Annotated in this window: 22 protein-coding genes; 8 read left to right on the top strand and 14 right to left on the bottom strand. The window is 64.8% G+C overall.

What is annotated here, in order from left to right:
- Positions 1-2 precede the first annotated feature (2 nt).
- The 13 genes from lpxB to pyrH form a co-directional block, all read right to left on the bottom strand.
- Positions 3-1184 (bottom strand): lipid-A-disaccharide synthase, encoded by a 1182-nt coding sequence (gene lpxB / locus GGR17_RS09660; RefSeq protein ID WP_054538811.1) that lies wholly within the window; start codon positions 1182-1184, stop codon positions 3-5.
- Complete coding sequence (locus GGR17_RS09655) at positions 1181-2014, bottom strand: LpxI family protein (RefSeq protein WP_054538810.1); 834 nt, start codon at positions 2012-2014, stop codon at positions 1181-1183. Before GGR17_RS09655 ends, lpxB begins: the two co-directional genes overlap by 4 nt.
- Before the next feature lie 4 nt (positions 2015-2018).
- Positions 2019-2816, bottom strand: a complete 798-nt coding sequence (lpxA, locus tag GGR17_RS09650; protein ID WP_054538809.1) for an acyl-ACP--UDP-N-acetylglucosamine O-acyltransferase — start codon at positions 2814-2816, stop codon at positions 2019-2021.
- A 6-nt stretch (positions 2817-2822) separates the two neighbouring features.
- Complete coding sequence (fabZ, locus tag GGR17_RS09645) at positions 2823-3281, bottom strand: 3-hydroxyacyl-ACP dehydratase FabZ (RefSeq protein ID WP_037205464.1); 459 nt, start codon at positions 3279-3281, stop codon at positions 2823-2825.
- Positions 3282-3358: 77 nt separating this feature from the next.
- The gene (locus GGR17_RS09640) at positions 3359-3985 is read right to left on the bottom strand and encodes an OmpH family outer membrane protein (RefSeq protein ID WP_054538808.1); all 627 of its coding nucleotides are present in this window, start codon (positions 3983-3985) and stop codon (positions 3359-3361) included.
- A complete protein-coding gene (bamA, locus tag GGR17_RS09635; protein WP_054538807.1) occupies positions 3985-6315 on the bottom strand; it encodes an outer membrane protein assembly factor BamA in 2331 nt (776 codons plus the stop codon). The genes GGR17_RS09640 and bamA overlap by 1 nt, the downstream gene beginning before the upstream one ends.
- A gap of 130 nt (positions 6316-6445) precedes the next feature.
- Positions 6446-6574 (bottom strand): hypothetical protein, encoded by a 129-nt coding sequence (locus tag GGR17_RS20490; protein WP_255353417.1) that lies wholly within the window; start codon positions 6572-6574, stop codon positions 6446-6448.
- Between the two features lie 90 nt (positions 6575-6664).
- Positions 6665-8002 (bottom strand): RIP metalloprotease RseP, encoded by a 1338-nt coding sequence (gene rseP, locus GGR17_RS09630; protein ID WP_054538806.1) that lies wholly within the window; start codon positions 8000-8002, stop codon positions 6665-6667.
- A 17-nt stretch (positions 8003-8019) separates the two neighbouring features.
- Entirely contained in the window at positions 8020-9198 is a 1179-nt protein-coding gene (gene dxr, locus GGR17_RS09625) for a 1-deoxy-D-xylulose-5-phosphate reductoisomerase (protein WP_054538805.1), read from the bottom strand.
- Between the two features lie 3 nt (positions 9199-9201).
- Positions 9202-9993 carry a phosphatidate cytidylyltransferase gene (locus GGR17_RS09620; RefSeq protein WP_054538804.1) on the bottom strand — a complete coding sequence of 264 codons (792 nt, stop codon included), beginning with the start codon at positions 9991-9993 and terminating at the stop codon, positions 9202-9204.
- Positions 9993-10739, bottom strand: coding sequence for a polyprenyl diphosphate synthase (gene uppS / locus GGR17_RS09615; protein ID WP_052071258.1), 747 nt, complete (start codon positions 10737-10739; stop codon positions 9993-9995). Before uppS ends, GGR17_RS09620 begins: the two co-directional genes overlap by 1 nt.
- A gap of 7 nt (positions 10740-10746) precedes the next feature.
- Positions 10747-11313 carry a ribosome recycling factor gene (gene frr, locus GGR17_RS09610; protein WP_037205448.1) on the bottom strand — a complete coding sequence of 189 codons (567 nt, stop codon included), beginning with the start codon at positions 11311-11313 and terminating at the stop codon, positions 10747-10749.
- A gap of 58 nt (positions 11314-11371) precedes the next feature.
- Positions 11372-12109 carry a UMP kinase gene (gene pyrH / locus GGR17_RS09605; RefSeq protein ID WP_054538803.1) on the bottom strand — a complete coding sequence of 246 codons (738 nt, stop codon included), beginning with the start codon at positions 12107-12109 and terminating at the stop codon, positions 11372-11374.
- Positions 12110-12200: 91 nt separating this feature from the next.
- Here pyrH and miaA point away from each other — a divergent pair, with 91 nt between their 5' ends.
- From miaA to GGR17_RS09565, 8 genes are all read left to right on the top strand, one after another.
- Positions 12201-13073 (top strand): tRNA (adenosine(37)-N6)-dimethylallyltransferase MiaA, encoded by an 873-nt coding sequence (miaA, locus tag GGR17_RS09600; protein WP_054538802.1) that lies wholly within the window; start codon positions 12201-12203, stop codon positions 13071-13073.
- A gap of 123 nt (positions 13074-13196) precedes the next feature.
- On the top strand, positions 13197-13985 hold the full coding sequence (locus GGR17_RS09595) for a helix-turn-helix domain-containing protein (protein WP_157445554.1): 789 nt from the start codon (positions 13197-13199) through the stop codon (positions 13983-13985).
- A gap of 247 nt (positions 13986-14232) precedes the next feature.
- Positions 14233-15891, top strand: a complete 1659-nt coding sequence (locus GGR17_RS09590; RefSeq protein WP_054538801.1) for an ABC transporter substrate-binding protein — start codon at positions 14233-14235, stop codon at positions 15889-15891.
- Positions 15892-16010: 119 nt separating this feature from the next.
- A complete protein-coding gene (locus tag GGR17_RS09585; protein WP_054538800.1) occupies positions 16011-17096 on the top strand; it encodes an ABC transporter permease in 1086 nt (361 codons plus the stop codon).
- A 14-nt stretch (positions 17097-17110) separates the two neighbouring features.
- Positions 17111-18511, top strand: coding sequence for an ABC transporter permease (locus tag GGR17_RS09580; protein ID WP_054538799.1), 1401 nt, complete (start codon positions 17111-17113; stop codon positions 18509-18511).
- A gap of 83 nt (positions 18512-18594) precedes the next feature.
- A complete protein-coding gene (locus tag GGR17_RS09575; protein WP_054538798.1) occupies positions 18595-20679 on the top strand; it encodes a dipeptide ABC transporter ATP-binding protein in 2085 nt (694 codons plus the stop codon).
- Between the two features lie 95 nt (positions 20680-20774).
- Positions 20775-21716 carry a DMT family transporter gene (locus GGR17_RS09570; protein ID WP_173585961.1) on the top strand — a complete coding sequence of 314 codons (942 nt, stop codon included), beginning with the start codon at positions 20775-20777 and terminating at the stop codon, positions 21714-21716.
- Entirely contained in the window at positions 21713-22048 is a 336-nt protein-coding gene (locus GGR17_RS09565; RefSeq protein WP_054538796.1) for an antibiotic biosynthesis monooxygenase family protein, read from the top strand. Before GGR17_RS09570 ends, GGR17_RS09565 begins: the two co-directional genes overlap by 4 nt.
- Here the strand turns inward: GGR17_RS09565 and GGR17_RS09560 are convergent, their stop codons facing one another.
- Positions 22049-22633 (bottom strand): lytic transglycosylase domain-containing protein, encoded by a 585-nt coding sequence (locus tag GGR17_RS09560; protein WP_054538795.1) that lies wholly within the window; start codon positions 22631-22633, stop codon positions 22049-22051.
- Positions 22634-22666: the final 33 nt, after the last annotated feature.

The raw sequence follows: 22666 nt of genomic DNA, 5'->3' as shown, positions 1-22666 counted from the left end.
CTTTACGCCACCTGCGGCGGCAGACCGTCCAGAACCGCATGGGCCGCGCGCAGACCCGGCGGCGCGGTCCCCCGGCCGAGCAATGCCATGGTTTCATCCTCCGCCGCCACCTGGGCCGCGCGCGCTTGCGCGTCGTCAAGCAGCGTCAGAAGCGCGGCAGAGATCGGCCCGGGCTCGCAATCCGGGCCCAGAAACTCCGGCACCACCCGCATGCCGGTGATGATGTTGATCAGCGTCACCGTGTCAATCTTGGCCATGTAGCGGATGATCCGAAAGCTGAGCCAGTTCATGTTATAGGCGATCACCATCGGCGTGCGCGCCGCCGCCAGTTCCAGCGAGACCGTGCCCGAGGCCGCCAGCGCCACATCCGCCGCCGCGAAAGCCGCGCGCTTTTCCGCCAGAACCGCCGCACCGTCGCGCCCGCGCGGATCAAGCAGGATCGGATCGCCCGGCCAGTCGGCCACCATTCCGGCCACCTGCCCCGCCACCGATGGCGCCGCCGGAAGTACCACGCGCAGCGAAGGGTGCCGCGCCAGCACCGGGCGCAGCGCCGCGCCGAAAACCGGCGCCAGCCGCCCGACCTCGCCCAGCCGCGATCCCGGCAGCGCCAGCAGCAGCGGCGTGTCGGGCCCAAGCCCGTGCGCGGCGCGGAAGGCGGCGATCGCCCCGGCATCCGCCCGCGGCTGTGTAACCACGGGATGGCCGACGAAATCGCAGCGCAGCCCTTCGTCTTCCATATAGGGCGGCTCGAACGGGAACAGCGCCAGCACCTGGTCGATCACGCCGACCATCTTGCGCGCCCGCCCCGACCGCCACGCCCAGACCGTGGGCGCGACATAGTGAACAGTGCGGATATCCGACGCCGCCTTGACCCGCCGCGCCACCCGCAGGCTGAAATCGGGGCTGTCGATGGTAATCAGCGCGTCGGGCTTTTGCGCCAGAACCGCCGCCGCGCATTCCGCGATCCGGCGTTTGAGCTGGCGATAGCGCGGCAGCACCTCGGCCAGCCCCATCACCGAAAGCTCATCCATCGCAAAGAGACTCTCGAGCCCCTGCGCCGCCATCAGCGGACCGCCGACACCGGCAAAGGCCACATCCGGGTGCAGCTCTTTCAGCCCGGCCATCAGCGCCGCCCCGAGCGCGTCGCCCGAAGGCTCTCCCGCGATCACGAAGAACCGCCTCACGGCCGCCGCGCCCAGATGAACAGGCCTTCGGCCTGCGCCGCGGCCAGTGTCGCCTCACGCTCCAGGATCATCACGCCGCCGGCCTCGATCACGATGCCGGCCAGCCCGGCCCGCGCCACCCCCGCAACCGTGCCGGGGCCGATGACGGGCAGATCCACGCGCCGGTCCTGCCCCGGCTTCGGCGCCTTGTAGAACACGCCCTTCGCGCCAGCGGCATCGGCACGGCAGCCGCCCGCCACATCGGCCAGCCAGCGCAGCATCGCGTCGGTGCCCGGCAGGGTCTCGACCGCAAGGCACAAGCCCTGCGCCACCACCGCGCCCTGCCCGACGTCGATCGCGCCAAGCGCCGTCACGATCTGCGCCGCGCGGGCGGCATCGGCCCGGTCATCCTCCGACGGCTGATCCGGGGTCAGAACCCCGTCGCCCGGCACAAGCTCGGGCGCGATCGCATCGGCGCCGACCACATCGAAGCCGGCATCCTCGAACAGCCCGATCACGGCGCGCAGCAGCGCGTCGTCCCCGGCCTGAAACGCCGGAATGAGCGCAGGCAGCAGCATCGCCGATTTCGGATCGATCCGCCCGGGGTCCAGCGCCGGGCGGCTGACCGCCCCGGCAAAGACCACCCGCGTCATGCCCAGATCCCGCAGCCGGTCGAACAGCAGTGCCAGGCGTTCCACGATGAAGCGTTCCACCGGCCAGCCGCCGGGATTTTCCACCACGAATCCTTCCATTTCGGCCAGAACGAAGGGTGCGCCCTCCGCCTCCAGCCGCCGGGCCAGAAGCCCCGGAAGCGCGCCTTGGCCGGCGATGATGGCGGTGCCTTGTGTCATTGGATCAACCCGGTGTCAGGAAGGAACGGTCGCTCTGGCCGAGAATGAAATCAGCCACTTCGCGCACATAATCGCTGCTGGTGCCCTCGGACAGGCGGCGCGCGCGGTCCTGAAACGCGCCATCGCCCGCCGCCAGTTCCTGAAACGCCGCGCGCAGGGCCGTGATATCCTCGCGCGCCACGCCGCGCCGCTTCAGGCCGACAAGGTTCAGCCCGTCAAGCACGCCGCGCGGCCCGTGCACCAACCCGTAGGGGATTACGTCATTGGGCACCATGGTGACGCCGCCGATAATCGCGCCGCGCCCGATGCGCACAAACTGATGGATGCCCGAAAGCCCGCCGATGATCACGTCATCCTCGACCACGCAATGGCCGGCCAGCGCCGCCTGATTGGCCATCACCACCCGGTTGCCCACGCGCACGTCATGGCCGACATGGGCGCCGGTCATGAACAGGCAATCGTCGCCCACAACCGTAACGCCGCCGCCGCCCTCGGTGCCGGTGTTCATCGTCACGCCTTCGCGGATGCGGTTGCGCGCGCCGACCTCCAGCCGGGTCTTCTCTCCGCGGAACTTCAGATCCTGCGGGATGTCTCCGATATTGGCGAAGGGGAAAATCATGGTTTCCGCGCCGATGCTGGTGATCCCGGTGACGATGGCGTGGCTCTTGACAACCACCCCGGGGCCAAGCGTAACCTGCGGACCGATCACCGAAAACGGGCCGATCACACAGCCCGGTCCGATCCTGGCCCCGTCCTCGACAATGGCGGAGGCATGGATATCCGCGCTGGGATCAACGGTCATCCCGCGTTACCCCTGCAGATCCATCATGGCGCCGAACTCCGCCTCGCAGGCAAGCTCGCCCTCCACCATCGCCACACCCTTCATGCGCCAGATCTTGGTCCCCTTGCGCAGCACGGTGATGTGCAGCTCCAGCACGTCGCCCGGCACCACCATGCGGCGGAATTTGCATTTGTCGATGGTCATGAAATAGACCAGCACATCGCGGTCGGCGATCTCCATCGAGATGCCGGCCATCACCGTGGCCGTCTGCGCCATCGCCTCGACGATCAGCACGCCGGGCATGATCGGGGTCGCCGGGAAATGGCCCTGGAAGTGCGGCTCGTTGAAGGTGACGTTCTTGATGCCCACCGCGCTTTCGTTGGGAACGATATCACGAACCTTGTCGATCAGCAGGAACGGATAGCGGTGCGGGATGATCCGCTTGATCAGATGGATATCCGCAACTGTCGGCAACTGCTCGCTCATGGGTCGTCCCTTCCGGTTCTGTTGGCCGTCTCTTGCGCAGGGGAGTATCAACACTGCCGCGGGGAAACAAGCGGCGGCTATTGCTGCGGCGTGGTCTCGTCGCCGTTTTCAGCCGGATCGGAGGGCGGGGCCAAACCACCCGGAAGCAAGGGCACATTGCCGCCCTCGATGGATTGTTGCACCGTCAACGTGTCGATCCTTTCGATGGCGTCGCCGGTGATGTCGATCTGTTCGGCCGACAGGATCACCGCCCGGCTTTCCAGCACCACGACCGCGCCCCGCTCGCGCACGATCTGGGTCAGGACCGGCAGGATGGTCTGATAGAAATTCGCCTGCGCGGTATCGCGCCGCCGCCCCAGCGCGCGGGCCTTTTCATCCTGCTCGGCCCGGATCGAGACCACCCTTTCGTCAAAGGCCATGGCCCGCTTGCGAAACTCCGCCGGGTCCATGCCGGCCCGCTCGCTCGTCAGAGCGCGCTCTTCGGCGACAAGCTGTTCCTCGATTTGCCGGTTTTCGGCGGCCAGGCTGGCGCCCTCCGCCTCCAGCCCGGCGAGAATCGCCTTGCCGTAGGCGGATTCGTTGAACAGACGCTCCTGATCAATGGTAACGACAGGGCTTCGCACCACGAGATTCTGCTCCTGCGCGCCAAGCGGCCCGGCCGCGAGACCGGAGAGCAGACCCAGTGCAATGACGAGCCGGCGCATCAGAACCGGGTTGAAATCGTCAGGTCGAAATTCCGGACCTCGTCATAGGATTCCTTTTGCACCGCATCCGAGAAGTTGAAGCGCAGCGGGCCGATCGGGGTGGTCCAGAAAATCGAAAAGCCGACGGCCGCGCGCAGGTTCATCCCGTCGTCGACGCTGCCGCCATTGTCATTGTCCAGATCCCAGACAGAACCGACGTCGGCGAACAGACCGCCGCGAATGCCGTATTCCTCCGGCACACCGATCGGGAAATCCGCCTCGAGCCGGACAACCGCGAACATGTTGCCGCCAAGCGCCTCGTTCGACGGCGTGTTCAGATCGCGCGGGCCGATGCCGTTGTTGTCAAAGCCCCGCATCTTGCCGTTCAGGAAATAGCGTTCGGTGACACGGCTGTTGCCATCCAGGAAGTTCAGCAAGCCACCCTCGAACTCGGCGCGCAGCGTCACATCCTCGTTCATCACCGTGGTTTCCGAAGCCACGAGCGCCGTCGTCTCCACGAATTTGGTATCGCCGCCCAGGCCGCCGAAATTCTGGTTGAAGCGCAGCAGAACCCCGGCGTTCGGGTTCAGGCCGGTGCGGCGGGTGTCGTAGCTGTAGGTATAGCCGACACTGCTGGTCAGAAGGGCCTCTTCATCCGCCTCGGCCTGAATGATCGGCGATGCGCCGGTGTAGTTATAAAGATCGGTCTCCGCGATGGTGTAGCGCAGCGCCAGGCGGGTGAATTCCCCGGTCGGGAACTCAAGGCTCGGCGAAATCGAAACCCGCCGCGTATCGTATTTGGTGCTGTCCTGGTTGGAGGATTCGCCATAGGAGGCCGAGAAGCGGAAGGTCACGTCGCGGCTCAGAAAAGCGGGTTCGGCGAAGGTGAACGAGGTTACCGAATTGTCGACGCCGCTGGTGAGCGAGAAGCTCAGATACTGGCCGCGCCCCAGAAAGTTCGATTCCGAAAAGCTGACCGCCGCCCCGGCGCCGTTCGTCACGCTGTAGTTCAGGCCGAACGACAGCGATCCGGTCGGGGCTTCCTCGACGTTCACATCCACGATCACCTGGTCCGGCGAGGTGCCTTCCCGCGCGTTCACGTCGGCCGTCGAGAAGAACCCGAGCGCGCGGATGCGTTCGGCGGTTTCGCGGATCTCGCGCGGGTTGAACGGATCACCCTCGACGGTGCGGAACTGCCGCCGGATCACCCGGTCCAGCGTCGTGGCGTTGCCCTCGATATCAATCCGTTCCACGAAAACGCGCGGCCCCTTGACGATGCGGAAATCCACATCCAGCGTCAGGTCGCGGTCGTTGCGGGTCACGCGGGGATCGACGCGGATGAAATTCAGCCCCTGCTGCAGCGCCAGCCGCTCCAGCCGCGCGATCGTGTTGTCCACCAGCGCCGGCGAATAGGTCACGCCCGGATGCACCCGGATCGCCTCTTGAAACAGATCCACGTCGACCTCGGCCAGATCGGACGAGGCCGTGACCTCGCCGAACGTGAACGATTGCCCTTCGCGCAGGTTGAAGGTGATGAGGAACGCATCGCGGTTGCGCGTCAGTTCCGATGTGACAGAGAGCACCTGAAAATCGATGAACCCGCGCGAGACATAGAAATCCTGCAGCACCTGCTTGTCGAACTCGATCCGGTCGGCGACGAATGTGTCGCTGCGGATCAGCCGGCGCAGCAGCCCGGCCTGTTTGGTGCCCAGCACCCGCCGCAGCCGCCCGTCGGAGTAGAACCGGTTGCCCACGAAGGAGATCCGCTCCACCTCCACACCCCTGCCCTCGACGATCTCGAAGGCCAGATCCACCCGGTTGTCGGACCGGCGGATGATGCGCGGCTCGACCGTCGCGGCCAGCCGGCCGGACTGTTCATAGGCGGTCACGATGGCGGCGGCGTCGGCCTCGGCCAGGCTGGGGTTGTAGACGCGGCGCGATTGCGACTGGATGATCTGTTCCAGATCCTCGTCCTTGATCATCCGGTTGCCTTCGAAATTGATGACGTTGATCGTGGGATATTCAACGACCCGGATGAACAGCGTGCCGCCGCGCGGCTCGATCTCGACCTCTTCGAACAGGCCGCTTTCAACAATGTTCTGATAGGCCTGGTTCACCTGGGCGGCGGAGACTGTCTCTCCCCTGGCGATTCCGGCATAGCTCAGGATGGTTGAGGCATCGACGCGCTGATTTCCCTCGATCTGCACATTGGTGAAACTGTAATTCTGCGCCTGCGCCGCGCCGGGCGAAAAGACGTAAGGCCCCGCAATGACGAAGAAAAGAAAAAGTGCCACATGGGAAAGGGCCTTGCTTACGCACCAGCCCCGAAAACAGCCCGCTTTATTTGTCATTCGTCCGCCCTGCTCTGACGTATTTCTTGTTCGTCAGAGTTACCGGGAAAGCGCGCTCTTGTCAAAATACGACATGGGTTTTGCCGGGACTAATCCGCAGATCCCGCCGGCAAACCCTTGCCGCCGGAATTCAAAGCACCGTGCCAAGATGCGCGCCGGCCATCAGCGCGCCGAAAATCACCGCGACGAAAAGAACGCGGTCCCAGTTCAGCCCCACCAGCAGGGAAAGACTGCGGTAGCCATTAGAGATGGTGTACATCTGATTGCCCTCCATTCAGGACGTCCGGTATCGGTTGCGTCCACAATCTAGGCGGGCAATATGGCAGCTTTGCGGCGGGTTAACGGTGGCTTACGGGCAAAACAGATCGTTCGACAGCGCGAAGGCCATCAGCGCGAACATGATGCTCAGCCCTGCCGTCATCAGGATGCGCAGCGCCCGGTCGCTGGGCGGCCGGCCCGACAACGCCTCGAACACATGAAAGACGAGATGCCCGCCATCCAGAACCGGGATCGGAAACAGGTTCAGAAGCCCCACCGCGGTGGACAGTACGCCGATGAACCAAATGAAGCTTATCCAGCCCTGGCTGGCGGCCGCGCCCGAGGTTTCGGCGATGCCCAGCGGGCCGCGCAGGTTGCACGAACTGATCGCGCCGGTCAGCATGTTGTAAAGCCCCGAGAGGCTGGAACGCACGATATAGACGGTCTGCTCGGCGCCGTAAGTCAGGGCCGATACCACGCCCGGTGTCTGCGTCGCGGGCTCGAAGAACAGGCCCCCCGTCATCCCGATCAGCCAGCGGGTTTCGAACCCGCCCTCTGGCAGCGGCAGGTCAACCCGGCGCGGGCTGAGCGTGAATTCGAGAGGCGCGCCATCGCGCCAGACCTCGACCACAAGCGCGCGCCCGTCAGAGCCGGTCACGATCTCCTGCAACTGGCTGAAGGCGGCGATCGGGGTGCCGTCGATCGAGGTCACCACATCGCCCACCTTCAGGCCGGCGTCCATCGCCGCCGAGCCCGGCTGCAACGCGTCGATCAGCGGCGGGAACGGATACGGGCCGAACACGTCGGCCTGCGCCCCGTCACGCAACACGCGATAGTCGATCGAGGGGGCCACCGGCAGAGCGGCGACGGCATCGTAAAACGCTGCGTAATCAGTTGTTTCGATCCCGTTCATGGCCAGGATCTGGTCGCCCGGCCGCAGCGCGCCGACCTCTGCCGGCAATTGCGCCAGCGTGCTGACGGTCGGCGGCTCGATCGCCTCGCCCCGGATGAACAGAACCCCGGTGAACACCGCGATCGACAGGATGAAGTTGAACACAGGCCCGGCGGCCACGGTGGCGGAGCGCGCCCAGAGCGGCGCGCCGTGCATCGTGTGGCGCAGCATCTCGGGCTCCATGTCGGCCAGGGTTTCGCTGGCCCTGTCGCTGGCGGCGTTGGCGTCGCCCAGGAATTTCACGTAGCCGCCGAAGGGCAGCGCCGCGATCTGCCATTTCGTGCCCCATTTGTCTTCGCGCGAAAACAGCACGGGCCCGAACCCGATTGAAAAAACCTCGGCATGAATGCCGGAAATGCGGCCGATGATGTAATGACCATATTCGTGGACCGCGACAATCACGCTAAGCGCAACAACAAAAGCCCCAATTGTATAAAGAATATTCCCGAAAGACGGGATCGAAGCGACAATATCCACGCGTCATCCTTTTCGCGTTAAGATCGAATTTCCGAGATGGTCTGCCCGGCCCTGCTCCGGGCGAGATGGTCCATCTGGATGATGTTATCAAGATCGAACCGGGCATTAGTGAGACCAGATTCGCCCAAAAGCCTGTCCAAAACCGTGTCGACGACCTGCGCCATCTGCATGAATCCGATCTCGCCCGCGATGAACCCGTCCAGCGCCCGTTCCTTGGCCGCGTTGAACGCCGCCCCCGCCAGACCGCCCGCCTGCATCACGTCCCGTGCGAGATCAAGCGCGGGATAGCGCACGGGATCGGGCGCGCGGAAATTCAGCTGCCCGATCCGCGCCAGATCAAGCCGCGCCACCGGCAGCTCCGCCCGCTCGGGCCAGTTCAGCGCATAGCCGATGGCATGGCGCATATCGGCCGCGCCCAGATGCGCCATCAGCGCCCCGTCGCGGAACCCCACCAGCGCATGCACCAGCGATTCAGGATGCACTAGCACCTCGATCTTGTCCGGCGCGATGCCGAAGAATTCCTTTACTTCAATCACTTCCAGCGCCTTGTTGAACATCGAGGCGCTGTCGATCGTGATCCGCTGCCCCATGTCCCAGTTCGGATGGCTCGACGCCTGCGCCAGTGTCGCGGTGGCAAGCTTTTCCAGCGGCCAGTCGCGGAACGCGCCGCCCGACGCGGTGATGATGATGCGCTCGACCGCCTCCATCTTCTCGCCCACCAGCGCCTGGAAGATGGCCGAATGTTCGCTGTCCACCGGCAGGATCCGCGCGCCATGCGCCCGCGCCGTGGCCATCAGCAGCGGCCCGGCGGTGACAAGGCTTTCCTTGTTGGCCAGCGCCAGAGTGGTGCCATGCTCCAGCGCTTTCAGCCCGGGAATCAGCCCCGCGGCCCCGACGATGGCCGACATGAACCAGTCCGCCGGCCGCTCCGCCGCCTCGGCCACGGCGTCCGCCCCCGCGGCAACCTCGATCCCCGATCCGGCCAGCGCCTCCTGCAGCGCATCGTGGCATTCGGGATAGCAGGTTACCGCCAGCCGGGCCTTCAGCGCGCGCGCCTGCTCGGCCAGAAGCGCCACGTTGCGCCCGCCGGTCAGCGCGACCACGTCAAACGCCGCCGCCCCGCCCTGCCGCGTGAGCAGGTCGATGGTGTTAACCCCGATCGAGCCGGTGGAGCCGAAGATCGTGACACGCCGCATGGTTCAGAACCTGACCTCTGGCACATAGACAAGCTGCGCCACCAAAAGCATGAACAGCGCGGCGCCCAGCAGCCCGTCGAACCTGTCGAACAGCCCGCCATGGCCGGGGATCAGCGCAGAGCTGTCCTTGACGCCCATCTTCCGCTTCAGGGCGCTTTCGGCAATATCGCCCATCTGGCTGGCCAGCGAAAGCGCCACCGAAATCCACGGCAGATCGGGTCCGGCGTTGGTGAAGCTGCGGAAGAGCAGGCCGATCAGGGCCGCCGCCACCCAGCCCGCGATTGTGCCCGACCAGGTCTTCTTGGGGCTGACGCGCGGCCAGAACTTGGGCCCGCCGAACAGGCGGCCGGCGAAATATCCGAATACATCGGTGGCGATCACCACCAGCACCAGCCAGAACAGCCAGACCACGCCATAGGCATCGCGAAACCCCGAAAGCCCGTAGCCCGCCACCAGAATGCCAAGCGCGAAGGCCATGAAGATCAGCGGCGTCCGCTGCAGCAGCGCGACGCCCAGCAAGGCCGGTACCGCCAGCACCGGCAGCGCATAAACCCCGGGCACCTCGCGCGCGGCCAGCACGGCGACCGCGCCCAGAAGGCCCAGAACGATCGCCTCGGTCTTTTTCGCGGGAACGACGATTCGCGACAGTTCCCAGATCATCACGCCGCTGACCAGCGCCGCCAGCCCGGTGAACCACGGCCCGCCCAGCCAGATCAGCACAACCCCCGCCGCCGCCATCGCCGCGCCGGAAATCAGCCGGTTGCGCAGATCGCCCCATTGTCCCGGTTGGGTCATCAGACGCCGATCGCCCCATAGCGGCGTTCCCTGCCGGAAAAGCGCGCCACGATCTCTGCAAAGCAATCCCGGGTGAAATCCGGCCACAGGATCGGGGTGAATTCATATTCCGCATAGGCCGACTGCCACAGCAGAAAGTTGGAAATCCGCGCCTCGCCGCTGGTACGGATCACCAGATCGGGGTCGGGCAGCACGCAGGTATCCAGAAAGCGCGCAAGGGTGACGGCATCCACATCATCGGGGTCGAGCCGTCCGGCGGCCACTTCATGGGCCAGCCGCTTGGTGGCGCGGGCGACCTCGTCGCGGCCGCCATAGTTCAACGCGATGGTCAGGTGGACCAGATCGTTTTCCTTGGTCAGATCCTCCAGATGATCCATCAGGCGCACCAGCTTGACATCGAGCCTGTCCCGGTCACCGATGAACCGCACCCGCACCCCTTCCTGCAGAAGCGATTGCGCCTCTTTCTGGATATAGCGCCGGAACAGCGTCATCAGGCCGGTCACCTCGGCCTGGGTCCGTTGCCAGTTTTCGGTCGAGAATGCGAAAATGGTAAGATACTGAATACCCAGTTCCGGACAGGCGTTGACGATTTCGCGCACACGCTTGGCACCGGCCTGATGGCCAAACAGCCTCGGGCGACCGCGACGTTGCGCCCAACGCCCATTGCCATCCATAATTATGGCGACATGGGTCGGTCCCTGCCCTTGTGATAAATTGGCGGCCAACAAATTTCCTTTCCCGTTCATGCCCGGGTTAAACCTGCATGATCTCCTGTTGCTTCGTTTCCAATGCGGTATCCACCTTGGAAATGGCAGCGTCGGTCAGCTCCTGAACCTCGTCCGACCAGATCTTGTGCTCGTCTTCGCTCATCCCGCCGGCCTTGGCTTTCTTGAGCTGATCCATGCCGTCGCGGCGCACGTTGCGAATGGCAACGCGGGCGTGTTCGGCATATTGCGCGGCGACCTTGGTCAGCTCGCGCCGGCGCTCTTCGTTCAGCTCGGGGATCGGCAGCATGATGATGGTGCCGTTGGTCTGCGGGTTGATGCCCAGCCCCGACTCGCGGATCGCCTTCTCGACGGCGCCGACCAGCGATTTGTCCCAGACATTCACCGTGACCATGCGCGGTTCGGGAACGTTGACCGTGCCGACCTGGTTGATGGGGGTCGGAGATCCGTAGGCATTGACCATCACCGGCTCCAGCATCGACGCCGAGGCGCGGCCGGTGCGCAGCGAGGCGAATTCCTGCCTCAGTGCCGCCATCGCGCCGTCCATCCGGCGCTGCAGGTCGTCCAGATCAACTTCAATCTCTTCGTCTGCCATGCTCTTCACTCGCTTCTTGTCGTTCGGCGCCTCTTGGCGGGCTGCCCCTGCTATAGCGTCATCCGTGTACGATTGTATAGGTGCCTTCCCCGGCCAGGATCCCGACGAACCCGCCGGGTTCGTCCAGAGAGAAGACAATGATCGGAAGGTTGTTGTCGCGGGCCAGCGCGATGGCCGACGCATCCATCACCTTCAGGTTCTTCACCAGCACGTCGTCATACGTGATTTCGTCATAGCGTTTCGCATCGGCGTGTTTCACCGGGTCCTTGTCATAGACGCCGTCCACCTTGGTGCCCTTGAAGATCGCCTCGCAGGCCATTTCATTGGCGCGCAGGGTCGCGGCGGTGTCGGTGGTGAAATAGGGGTTGCCGGTGCCGGCGGCGAAGATCACCACGCGGCCCTTTTCCAGATGCCGCACGGCGCGGCGGCGGATATAGGGCTCGCACACCTGATCCATCGGAATGGCCGACACCACGCGGGTGTAGACCCCCACGCCCTCCAGCGCCGATTGCACGGCCAGCGCGTTCATCACCGTGGCCAGCATTCCCATGTAATCGGCGGTCGTCCGCTCCATGCCCTGGGCGCTGCCCTGAAGGCCGCGAAAGATGTTGCCGCCACCGATGACCATGCAGATCTCGACGCCCATGTCGTGAACGCTTTTCACCTCGCGGGCAATGCGCTCGACCGTGGGCGGGTGCAGCCCGAAACCCTGATCGCCCATCAGCGCCTCACCGGAGATTTTCAGAAGAACCCGCTTGTAGGTGCGCGTCGGTTTGTTGGTCCTGGCGTCACTCATATGATCCTGTCCCGGTGCTATACTTGGCCTCGGGCGCAAAATGTCGGAAAAGCACAAAAGGTTCAACGGATAACACGAGGCCAGCCGCGCATTGCCCCTGCCAAAGACAGATCCCGCGCGCCCGGTCCTGATCGCCGGGCCGACCGCCAGCGGCAAATCCGCCCTCGCACTGTCCCTGGCCGAGGCGGAGGGCGGCGTTATCGTCAATGCCGATGCGCTGCAGGTTTTCGAGAACTGGCGCATCCTGACGGCCCGCCCCGGCCCCGAGGAAGAGGCCCGCGCGCCGCATGCCCTGTATGGCCACGTGCCCTATGACGCCGACTATTCCGTGGGCCACTGGCTGCGCGAGGTGGCGCCGATTCTGGCCGGGGCGGCGCGGCCGATCGTCGTCGGCGGCACGGGGCTCTATTTCACCGCGCTCACCGAAGGGCTGGCCGAGATCCCCGAAACCCCGGCCGATCTGCGCGCCCTGGCCGACCGGCGCAGGCTGGCCGAAGGGCATCAGGCGCTTCTGGCCGAGCTGGACGCCGAAACCCGGGCGCGGGTCGATCCGCTGAACCCGATGCGGGTGCAGCGCGCGTGGGAGGTGCTGCAGGCCACCGGCAAGGGTCTGGCCGCCTGGCAGGCGCAAACGCCGCCGGCGCTTTTGCCGCTGGCCCGTGCCCAGGCCTTCGTGCTGCAGGCCGACCGTGACTGGCTGGCCGCGCGGATCGACCGGCGCTTCGACGCCATGCTGCGCCACGGCGTGCTCGACGAGGTGCGCGCCAACCTTGCCCGCTGGAACCCGGCGCATCTGTCGTCCAGAGCCATCGGCGCGCCCGAGCTGATCGCCCATCTTCAGGGCAAACTGTCTCTCGAAGAGGCAACCGCCCGCGCCAAGACGGCCTCGCGCCAATACGCCAAACGGCAGCGCACATGGTTTCGTGCAAGAATGCGGGAATGGCAGCAGATTTCGGCACAATAACCTGTCGCCGACGCACAACAGGCGTTCCAAACATCACTTTTCATACATTGTTCCGGCTTCCCTTTGGTCAGCGCGCCGCTAGACTCCGGCCATATTCAAGACGCACTGGGCCGGGGGGCCGCCATGATGCATGACACAGGAATTCGCCTGTCTCCGATTTCCCTGCTGACACAGGGCGGGCGCTGGCGCGCGGGCGCGATGCGCAGCTATTCGTCGGATCAACTCTTGTGGTTCACGCGCGGTCAGGGCCGGCTCACGGTCGGCGGCACCGCGCGCGGCTTCGGTGCCCATAACGCCGTCTTCATCCCCGCCGGCACCATGTACGCGTTCGAACTGGGCGCGCAGGTCTTCGGCACCGCGCTGTTTCTGGGCCGCCTTTCCGGCCCGCCCTTCCCCGAGCGGCCGGTTCACCTGCGCATCCGCGACGCCCAGACCCAGGCCGAACTGACCGGCATCCTGGATCAGCTTCAACGCGAGGCGGATGGCGACCGCCCGGGCCGCGAACGCTCGATCCAGGCCTATGCCGGCCTGCTGTCGGTCTGGCTGGAACGGGTGATGCAGCAGCAGGAAGACGATCTTGCCGCCAATTCGGCCAGCCGCAGACTGGCGCGCCGGTTCAGCGAACTGGTGGAAAAGGATTTTCACACCGGCCGCGGCGTGTCCTACTATGCCGAAAGGCTTGGCGTCACCTCCACCCACCTGACCCGCGTCTGCAAGCAGACCTGCGGCAGCACCGCCTCCGAATTCCTGGCGGAGCGCAAGTTTTCAGAGGCCCGACGCCTGCTGGCCGACACGCGCAAGCCGGTGAAACAGATCGCGGCAGAGCTCGGTTTCGCGTCTCCGGCCTATTTCACGCGGGCGTTTCAGGGCCGTTGCGGGCAATCCCCGCGCAGTTTCCGCACCGGCCACTGAGCCGGATAAAGGTTTTATTTTCGCTGCATTGGGTTGCAAAACGGGGTGATGTCGTTTTTGTTGCGCGTCAATGTCGTTTTCAGACCACAGCATGGCGAATCCGGGCGTTGACGCGTGTCGGGAACTGGTGCCGAATGGCGCCGGAAAGGCATTGGCATGCAACGCCGGCGCGCGGGGCACCCCGCCGAATGCGGCGGCCGGGAACGCTAGATCACAGAAATGCACAAACTCTCGCAGGGAGAAAAAGATGACTCATCCGACAATCAACGGCAAACCGCTGCACCCCGCAGTCGGCATGTATGCCGAGGAATTCAAAGCCGGCAAGCTTAGCCGCCGCGAGTTTCTCGCCCGCGCCTCCACCCTTGGCGCCTCGGCGGCGACGATCTACGCGCTTGGCGGCCTGACCGCCGAGGCCAACGCCGCGTCGCACGAGATGAAGCCCAAGATGGGCGGCAGCCTGCGCATTCAGATGCAGGTGCTGGCGGTGAAGGATCCGCGCAGCTATGACTTCAGCCAGATGGGCAACCTGACCCGCGGCTTCCTTGAATATCTGGTCGAGGTGCGCCGCGACGGTACGTTCAAGGGCATGCTGCTGGAAAGCTGGGAGGTCAATGACGACGCCACCGAGTACATGCTGCACCTGCGCCCCGGTGTGAAATGGAACAACGGCGACGATTTCACCGCCGAAGACGTGGCCGCCAATTTCCACGGCTGGACCGACAAGACCGTCGAGGGCAATTCCATGGCCGCCCGCATGAGCTCGCTCGTGGACGAGACCACCGGCAAGGCCATCGAAGGGTCGATCGAAATCGTCGATCCGCTGACCGTCAAGCTGACGCTGCCGACCTCGGACATCACCATCATCGCCGGTATCGCCGACTATCCCGCCGCCGTGCAGCACAAAGACCTGATCGGCACCAATCCGATGGATCACGGCGTCGGCACCGGGGCCTACAAGGTCACCGAATACGAGGTCGGCGTGAAGTCGGTTCAGGAAAAGAACACCGAGCACACCTACTGGGGCGAGGCCTATCTTGACCGGGTGGAGTTCATCGATCTGGGCACCGACCCCGCCGCCACCGTCGCCGGCGCCGAGGCCGACGAGTTCGACATGAACTATGATTCCGTTGGTGAATTCGTCGATATCTTCGACGCGATCGGCTGGGTGAAATCGGAAATCGCAACCGCCTCGACGATCACGCTGCGCCCGAACCAGCTGGCCGAGGTCGATGGCATGAAACCCTATGCCGATGTGCGCGTCCGCCGCGCGCTGGCACTGGCCGTCGACAACGCGGTGCTGCTGGAACTGGGCTACTCGGGCCGCGGCACCCCGGCCGAAAACCACCATGTCGCGCCGATCCACCCCGAATATTTCGAACTGCCGCCGATCAAGCAGGACGTCGCCGAGGCGCAGCGCCTGATGGAAGAGGCAGGCATGATGGATTTCGAGCATGAGCTGATTTCCATCGACGATGACTGGCGCCGCAACACCACCGACGCGCTGGCCGCGCAGCTTCGCGATGCCGGCTTCAAGGTCAAGCGTACGGTCATCCCGGGCACGACCTTCTGGAACGACTGGACGAAATACCCGTTCAGCTCGACCAACTGGAACGGCCGGGAACTGGGCGTGCAGGTTCTGGCGCTGGCCTACCGGTCGGGCGAGGCCTGGAACGAGTCCGGCTTTGCCAATGCCGAATTCGACGACCTGCTGAAGCAGGCGCTGGCCATCGCCGATCATGACGAGCGGCGCGTGCTGATGGAGCGGATCGAACAGATCATGCAGGAAGAGGGCGTGACCATTCAGCCCTACTGGCGCTCTGTCTACCGCCACACCAAGGAAGGCGTCGTCAACGGCGAACGCCACCAGAAGGATGAGATCAACATCCATTATCTTGGCTGGGCCTGAGCCTGACCAATCGGAGGGGGCGGCGCCGACCGCCCCCTTCTTTCTGATACGTCCGGCCTGACGGCGCCCGCTCGCGCCCCTCTGCAAAGGCCCGCCGCGTTTCACCCACAGGGGGACATATGGGACTGTTCATACTCAGACGGGTCGGGGTGATGATCCTAACCGCGATCTGCCTTACATTCTTGGTTTTCCTGCTGACCAACCTTGCACCAAACCTGGAAAAGCTGGCCAAGACGCAAGGCAACGCGCGGATGACCGAAGCCGAGGTCGAAGGCTGGCTGGAAAAGAACGGCTATGCCAACCCGATGCTCGTGCGCTACGGCGAATGGCTCGGCGTGGTGCCCGGCTGGACCCGGGTGGATGAGGACGGCAAGACCACCGGGCGCTGCATCGATTTCAACACACCGGTCGAATCCGCGCCCCGGTTCTGTGGCGTGCTTCAGGGCGATTTCGGCTATTCCACCGTGTTCCGCGCCGATGTTTCGGGCATCATCGGCACGCGGCTCCGGCTGACGGGCATCCTGATGTTCTGGGTCATGATCGTGATGGTGCCGCTGGCGCTGATCATCGGCGTGCTGGCCGGGATGCGCGAGGGCACCAAGCTCGACCGGTCGCTTTCCACCCTGTCCATCGCCTCCACCGCGACGCCGGAATATGTTTCGGGCGTCATCCTGATCGCGCTGCTGGCCTCGTCGCGGATCGGGTTGGGTCCGCTGCTGAACGGCTGGGGCTGGATCGAGGGGAAAACCCTGTTCAAGGGCTCTGCCACCAGCGCCATGGACGGCATCACATTCGAGAATTTCACCCTGCCCGTGGCCACCATGGCGCTCTACGGCATGGGCTATATCGCCAGGATGACCCGTGCCTCGATGGCCGAGGTGATGACGGCGCAGTATATCCGCACCGCCCGGCTGAAGGGGGTAAGCTTCCGCAACATCGTTCTGAAACACGCGCTGCGCAACGCGCTGATCGCGCCGTTCACGGTGATCATGCTGCAGTTTCCCTGGCTTCTCACCGGTGTGGTGATCGTCGAGACGCTGTTCAACTACAAGGGATTCGGCTGGACGCTTGTCTCGGCCGCATCGAACAATGACATCGAACTGCTGCTCAGCTGCTCGATCGTCGCGGTGCTCGTGGTTCTGGTGACACAGCTGATTTCCGATATCGGCTATGTCTTCCTGAACCCGCGCATCCGCATATCGTAAAGGAGGGCCCGGACATGGAGCCATTGACCTGGACAGGCAGCCTGAGCGCCCTCACCCCGTTTCTGGCGGGGCTGTCCCTGCTCTTCGTCATCGCCGTGGTGGCGCAAATCGCCCTGGCCATCGCCCTGCCCGCCCCCGCCCGCGCCGGGTATGGAGAGGAAACGGGCGGCCCGGCCGTGATGGCCGGACGCCTTGCGAAATACAGTTTCCTCGGCGTCGTCGCGGTGGTGCTGATCTGGATTGTCGGCGGCATCGCCCTTCAGGGGCCGGCCAAGGGTATCATCGGCCATGTCGTGACGCGGTTCCTGCCGGTCTGGATTGCGCTGCTGGTCACCTTCGCGCTGTCGATCACGTTCAAGCGCCGGCTGGGCCTCTATGGCAAGCTGTTCGACAGCCCGATCGGTATGGTCGGTTTCGCGCTGGTCATGTTCTGGGTCTTCACCGCATTGTTCGCCGACATGATCGCCACCCACGATCCCATTCAGGTGATTTCCGGGCTCAAGAACAAGAGCCCCGGCGTGACGGTGCCGGGCGACGGCGGGGGTTTCCCCTATTACCTTCTGGGCGGCGACAACCTGGCCCGTGACGTGTTCAGCCGCATGGTGATGGGCGCGCGCGCGGTACTGAAGATCGCGCCGGCGGCCACGCTCTTCGCCTTTATGGTGGGCATCACGCTGGGCCTGCCCGCGGGTTATTTCGGCGGCAAGCTCGACACGGTGCTGTCGTTCATCGCCAACCTGGTGCTGGCCTTCCCGGTGATCCTTCTGTTCTATCTGCTGGTCACGCCCGAGATCGTGGCCTCCGGCATCCCCACATATATGGCGGCGGTGCTGTTTCTGTTCCCGATCCTGTTTCTGCTGATCATGTGGAACTCGCGCTATTTCACCCGGCCGGTGACACGCAACATCCTGGTCGCGGTCACGGTGCTGTTCGGCGGCTGGCTCTATGTCGGTCTGGCCTTCGACGCGGATCCGTTCGGCCTGATCTCGATGCCCGGCAACGTGCTGATCGTGTTCGTGTCGGTGGTGTTCGTGAACGCGCCCACTGTTTTCCGCATCGTGCGCGGGCTGGTGATGGACATCCACACCCGCGATTACGTGGCCGCGGCCCAGACCCGCGGCGAAGGCGCGTGGTATATCATGCTGTGGGAGATTCTGCCCAACGCGCGCGGGCCGCTGATCGTCGATTTCTGCCTGCGCATCGGTTACACGACCATCCTGCTGGGCACGCTGGGCTTTTTCGGCCTTGGCGTGAGCCCCGAGAGCCCGGACTGGGGATCGACCATCAACGAAGGGCGGCGCTTGCTGTCGATCTATCCGCACCCGGCCCTGCCGCCGGCGCTGGCGCTGATGAGCCTGGTGCTGGGGCTGAACCTGCTTGCCGACGGTTTGCGTGAAGAAAGCCTGAAGGACTGAGCCATGAAGATTTTTCACGAAAAATCTTCTGCCGGAAAAATCTTCGTGAAGATTTTTCCCGGACCGCGCGAAAGGAAAAGACCATGACCAAATGGGATTATGACGGCCCGATCCTGGAGATCGACAATCTGTCGATCAGCTTTTTCACCCGGCTGCGGGAAATCCCGGCGGTGATGGATTTTTCCTGCACCGTACAACCCGGAGAGGCGATGGGCCTGGTCGGCGAATCCGGCTGCGGCAAATCCACTGTGGCGCTGGGGGTGATGCAGGATCTGGGCGTGAACGGCCGCATCACCGGCGGCTCGATCCGGTTCAAGGGCCGTGATCTGAACGAGATGAGCGCCGAAGAGCTGCGCCACATTCGCGGCTCTGAAATCGCGATGATCTATCAGGAGCCCATGGCCAGCCTGAATCCGGCGATGAAGATCGGCAAGCAGCTGATGGAAGTGCCGATGATCCACGAGGGCAAATCCGCGCAAGAGGCCCGCGCCTTGGCGCTGCAGGTGGTCGAGGATGTGCGCCTGCCCGATCCCCGGCGCATCCTCAACAGCTATCCGCATCAGCTTTCGGGCGGGCAGCAGCAGCGCATCGTCATTGCCATGGCGCTGATGTCCAAGCCCAGCCTGCTGATCCTTGATGAGCCCACCACCGCGCTGGATGTGACGGTCGAGGCGGGCATCGTCGATCTGGTCAAGGATCTGGGCCGCAAATACGGCACGTCGATGCTGTTCATCTCTCACAATCTGGGGCTGGTTCTGGAAACCTGCGACAGGCTGTGCGTGATGTATTCCGGCGAGGCGGTCGAGACCGGCTCGATCGAGGATGTGTTCGACGAGATGCAGCACCCCTATACCCAGGCGCTGTTCCGCTCGATCCCCTTGCCCGGGGCCGACAAGAACGCGCATCCGCTGGTCGCCATTCCGGGCAATTTCCCGTTGCCGCACGAGCGCCCGCCGGGGTGCAATTTCGGCCCCCGCTGCGATTATTTCGAGGCCGGGCGCTGCGATGCCCAGGATATTCCCATGGTCCGTGTCCGGGGCGACGACCGGCACGAAACCCGCTGCATCCGGTTCCGAGAGATCGACTGGACCGCGCCGCCGGTGGCCGCGCCGAAACAGGCCAAGGCCGAGGTGGGCGACGTGGTTCTGAAGGTCGAGGACCTGAAGAAATATTACGAGGTCGCGGCCAATGCCCTGTTCGGCGGGGGCAACACCCGGGTGGTGAAGGCGAACGAGACCCTCAGCTTCGAGGCGCGCGAGAGCGAGACGCTGGCCATCGTCGGTGAATCCGGCTGCGGAAAATCCACGCTCGCCAAGGTTTTGATGGGGCTTGAAACCGCCACCGACGGAACCATCCTGCTCGATAACCGCGAGATACAGGACATCCCGATTCAGAAGCGCGGCACCAAGACGGTGTCGGATATCCAGATGGTGTTCCAGAACCCGTTCGACACGCTGAACCCGTCGATGACCGTCGGCCGCCAGATCATGCGCGCGCTGGAGATCTTCGGCGTCGGCGACAGCGAGGATGCCCGCCGCGCGCGGATGCTGGAACTGCTCGATCTGGTCAAGCTGCCGCGCGCTTTCGCCAACCGGATGCCGAGGCAGCTTTCGGGCGGGCAGAAACAGCGCGTGGGCATCGCCCGCGCCTTTGCCGGCGGTGCCCGGATCGTGGTGGCGGACGAGCCTGTTTCGGCGCTCGACGTTTCGGTGCAGGCCGCGGTGACCGATCTTCTGATGGATATCCAGCGCGAAGAGAAGACGACCCTCCTGTTCATCTCCCACGACCTCAGCATCGTGCGCTATCTGTCCGACAGGGTCATGGTCATGTATCTGGGCCATGTGGTCGAGCTGGGAACGACCGAACAGGTCTTTACGCCGCCCTATCACCCCTATACCGAGGCGCTTTTGTCTGCCGTGCCGATCGCCGACACCAGCGTTCATAAAAAGCGCATCGTGCTGGAGGGGGATATCCCCTCGGCGATGAACCCGCCGCCCGGCTGCCCTTTCCAGACCCGCTGCGGCTGGAAGGACCGGGTGCCCGGCGATCTGTGCGACACAGTGGTGCCGCCGATGCGGGTGCTGGAGGGCGGGCATCAGATGAAATGCCACCTGCCGGACGACGAACTGGCCACGATGGAGCCGGTCATCAAGCTCGCGGCGGAATAACCGGCGCGCGCCTGCCCCAATGCGCAGGAAGCGGGTTGTGCGGCACGGCGTGATGGCCTTTTTGGGGAAGGACGCCCCATAGATACAGGCAAACCATGTCACAGCCCGCCGCCAGACCGATGTCTCCCGCCGAATGGGCGATGCTGATCGCGCTGTCGTTGCTCTGGGGCGGGTCGTTCTTCTTCAACGGACTCGCGGTGCGCGACTTGCCCACCCTCACCGTTGTGGTCTGCCGCGTCAGCCTGGCCGCGCTGGTGTTGATCGCGATCTGCAGGATCGCAGGGGTGCGCCTGCCGCGCGCGCCGCGGATCTGGGCCGCCTTTTTCGGCATGGGATTGTTGAACAACGTGATCCCGTTCAGCCTGATCGTCTGGGGCCAGTCGCATATCGCCTCGGGCGTGGCGTCTATCCTGAATGCCACCACGCCGCTGTTCACCGTGCTCGTGGCGCATGTGCTGACCCGCGATGAAAAGCTCACGCCGCCGCGCCTGGCCGGGGTCGCCCTCGGGCTGGCCGGGGTCGCGGTGATGATCGGCGGCGGAGCGATGGCGGCGCTGGGCCGGGATGTTCTGGCGCAGCTGGCCTGCCTTGCGGCGGCGCTGTCCTATGCCTTTGCGGGTATCTTCGGGCGCCGGTTTCGCGCGCTCGGGGTGGCGCCGCTGGCCACCGCCACCGGGCAGGTCACCGCCGCCAGCGTGATGCTGTGGCCGCTGATGCTGCTGATCGACCGGCCCTGGACGCTGCCTCTGCCCGGCCCTGAAACGCTGGGCGCGCTGGCGGGGCTGGCGGTGCTGTCGACCGCGCTGGCCTATGTGCTGTATTTCCGCATCCTGTCCAGCGCGGGGGCCACCAACCTTTCGCTTGTGACCTTCCTTGTGCCGGTCAGTGCGATTATTCTGGGAATCGCCGTGCTGGACGAGGTGCTGGCGCCGCGGCATCTGGCGGGCATGGCGCTGATCGCCGCTGGTCTGGCCGCGATGGATGGCCGTATCCTGCGGCTGCTCCCCGCCCGCCGCCCCGACAGGAGCCCCGAATGACCCTGCTTTGCCCCCTGACCCAACCGCCCTGCTACGCGGTGATCTTTGCCTCGCTGCAAGGCGATGACCTCGCGGGGTATGACGCCATGGCCGAACGTATGGCCACGCTGGCGGCGCAGCAGCCCGGCTATCTGGGCGTCGATTCCGCACGCACGACGGATGGCCCCGGTATTACCGTCAGCTATTGGGCGGATGAGGCCGCGCTTTTGGCGTGGAAGACCGTGGCCCAACACGCGCTGGCGCAGAAACTGGGCAAGGAGCGCTGGTACAGCCATTACACGCTGCGGGTGGCAAAGGTGGAACGGCAGTATGAGGGCCCCGAGGGGCGCTGATCAGCTGCCCCAGATGCGTTGAACGTAATTCATCGTCTCGCGATAAGGCGGCACGCCGCCGTGCTTTTCCACCGCTTTCGGCCCCGCGTTATAGGCCGCCAGCGCCAGCCGCCAGTTGCGGAACGTATCGTATTGCTGGCGCAGGTAGCGCGCGCCGCCGTCGAGGTTTTGATGCGGGTCATGCGGATCGACGCGCAGGTGGCGGGCGGTGCCGGGCATAAGCTGCGCCAGCCCGATGGCGCCCTTGTGGCTTTTGGCGCGCGGGTTCCAGCCGCTTTCCTGCTGGATCAGGCGCAGGAACAGATCCTCGGGCACCCCGTGCCGCCGCGCGGCGGCCCTTGCGACCTCCAGATACGCGCCCTTGTAGGCGCCGCTGTAAGACGGGCTGCTGCGGCCCGGCACATTCACGCGCGCGGGCTGAAGACGGTCGGAGCTGGAATATTGCGACGCGGCGCGCGAATCGAGCAGCCGGGTCTGGGACTGGAACAAAAGCGCGCGCGCCTTGGAACTGACCGTGGTATCGGCCCCGGCCTGCGTTGAAAACAGACCGATTGCCGCGATGGCAAGCACCTGTGCTGCGCGCATTACACCGTCCCCCGGGGTTTTTCTTGCGCGCCA

It is taken from the genome of Actibacterium naphthalenivorans (genome assembly GCF_014196965.1).
Classification (GTDB): domain Bacteria; phylum Pseudomonadota; class Alphaproteobacteria; order Rhodobacterales; family Rhodobacteraceae; genus Actibacterium_A; species Actibacterium_A naphthalenivorans.
This window is presented reverse-complemented; position numbering and strand designations above follow the sequence as displayed.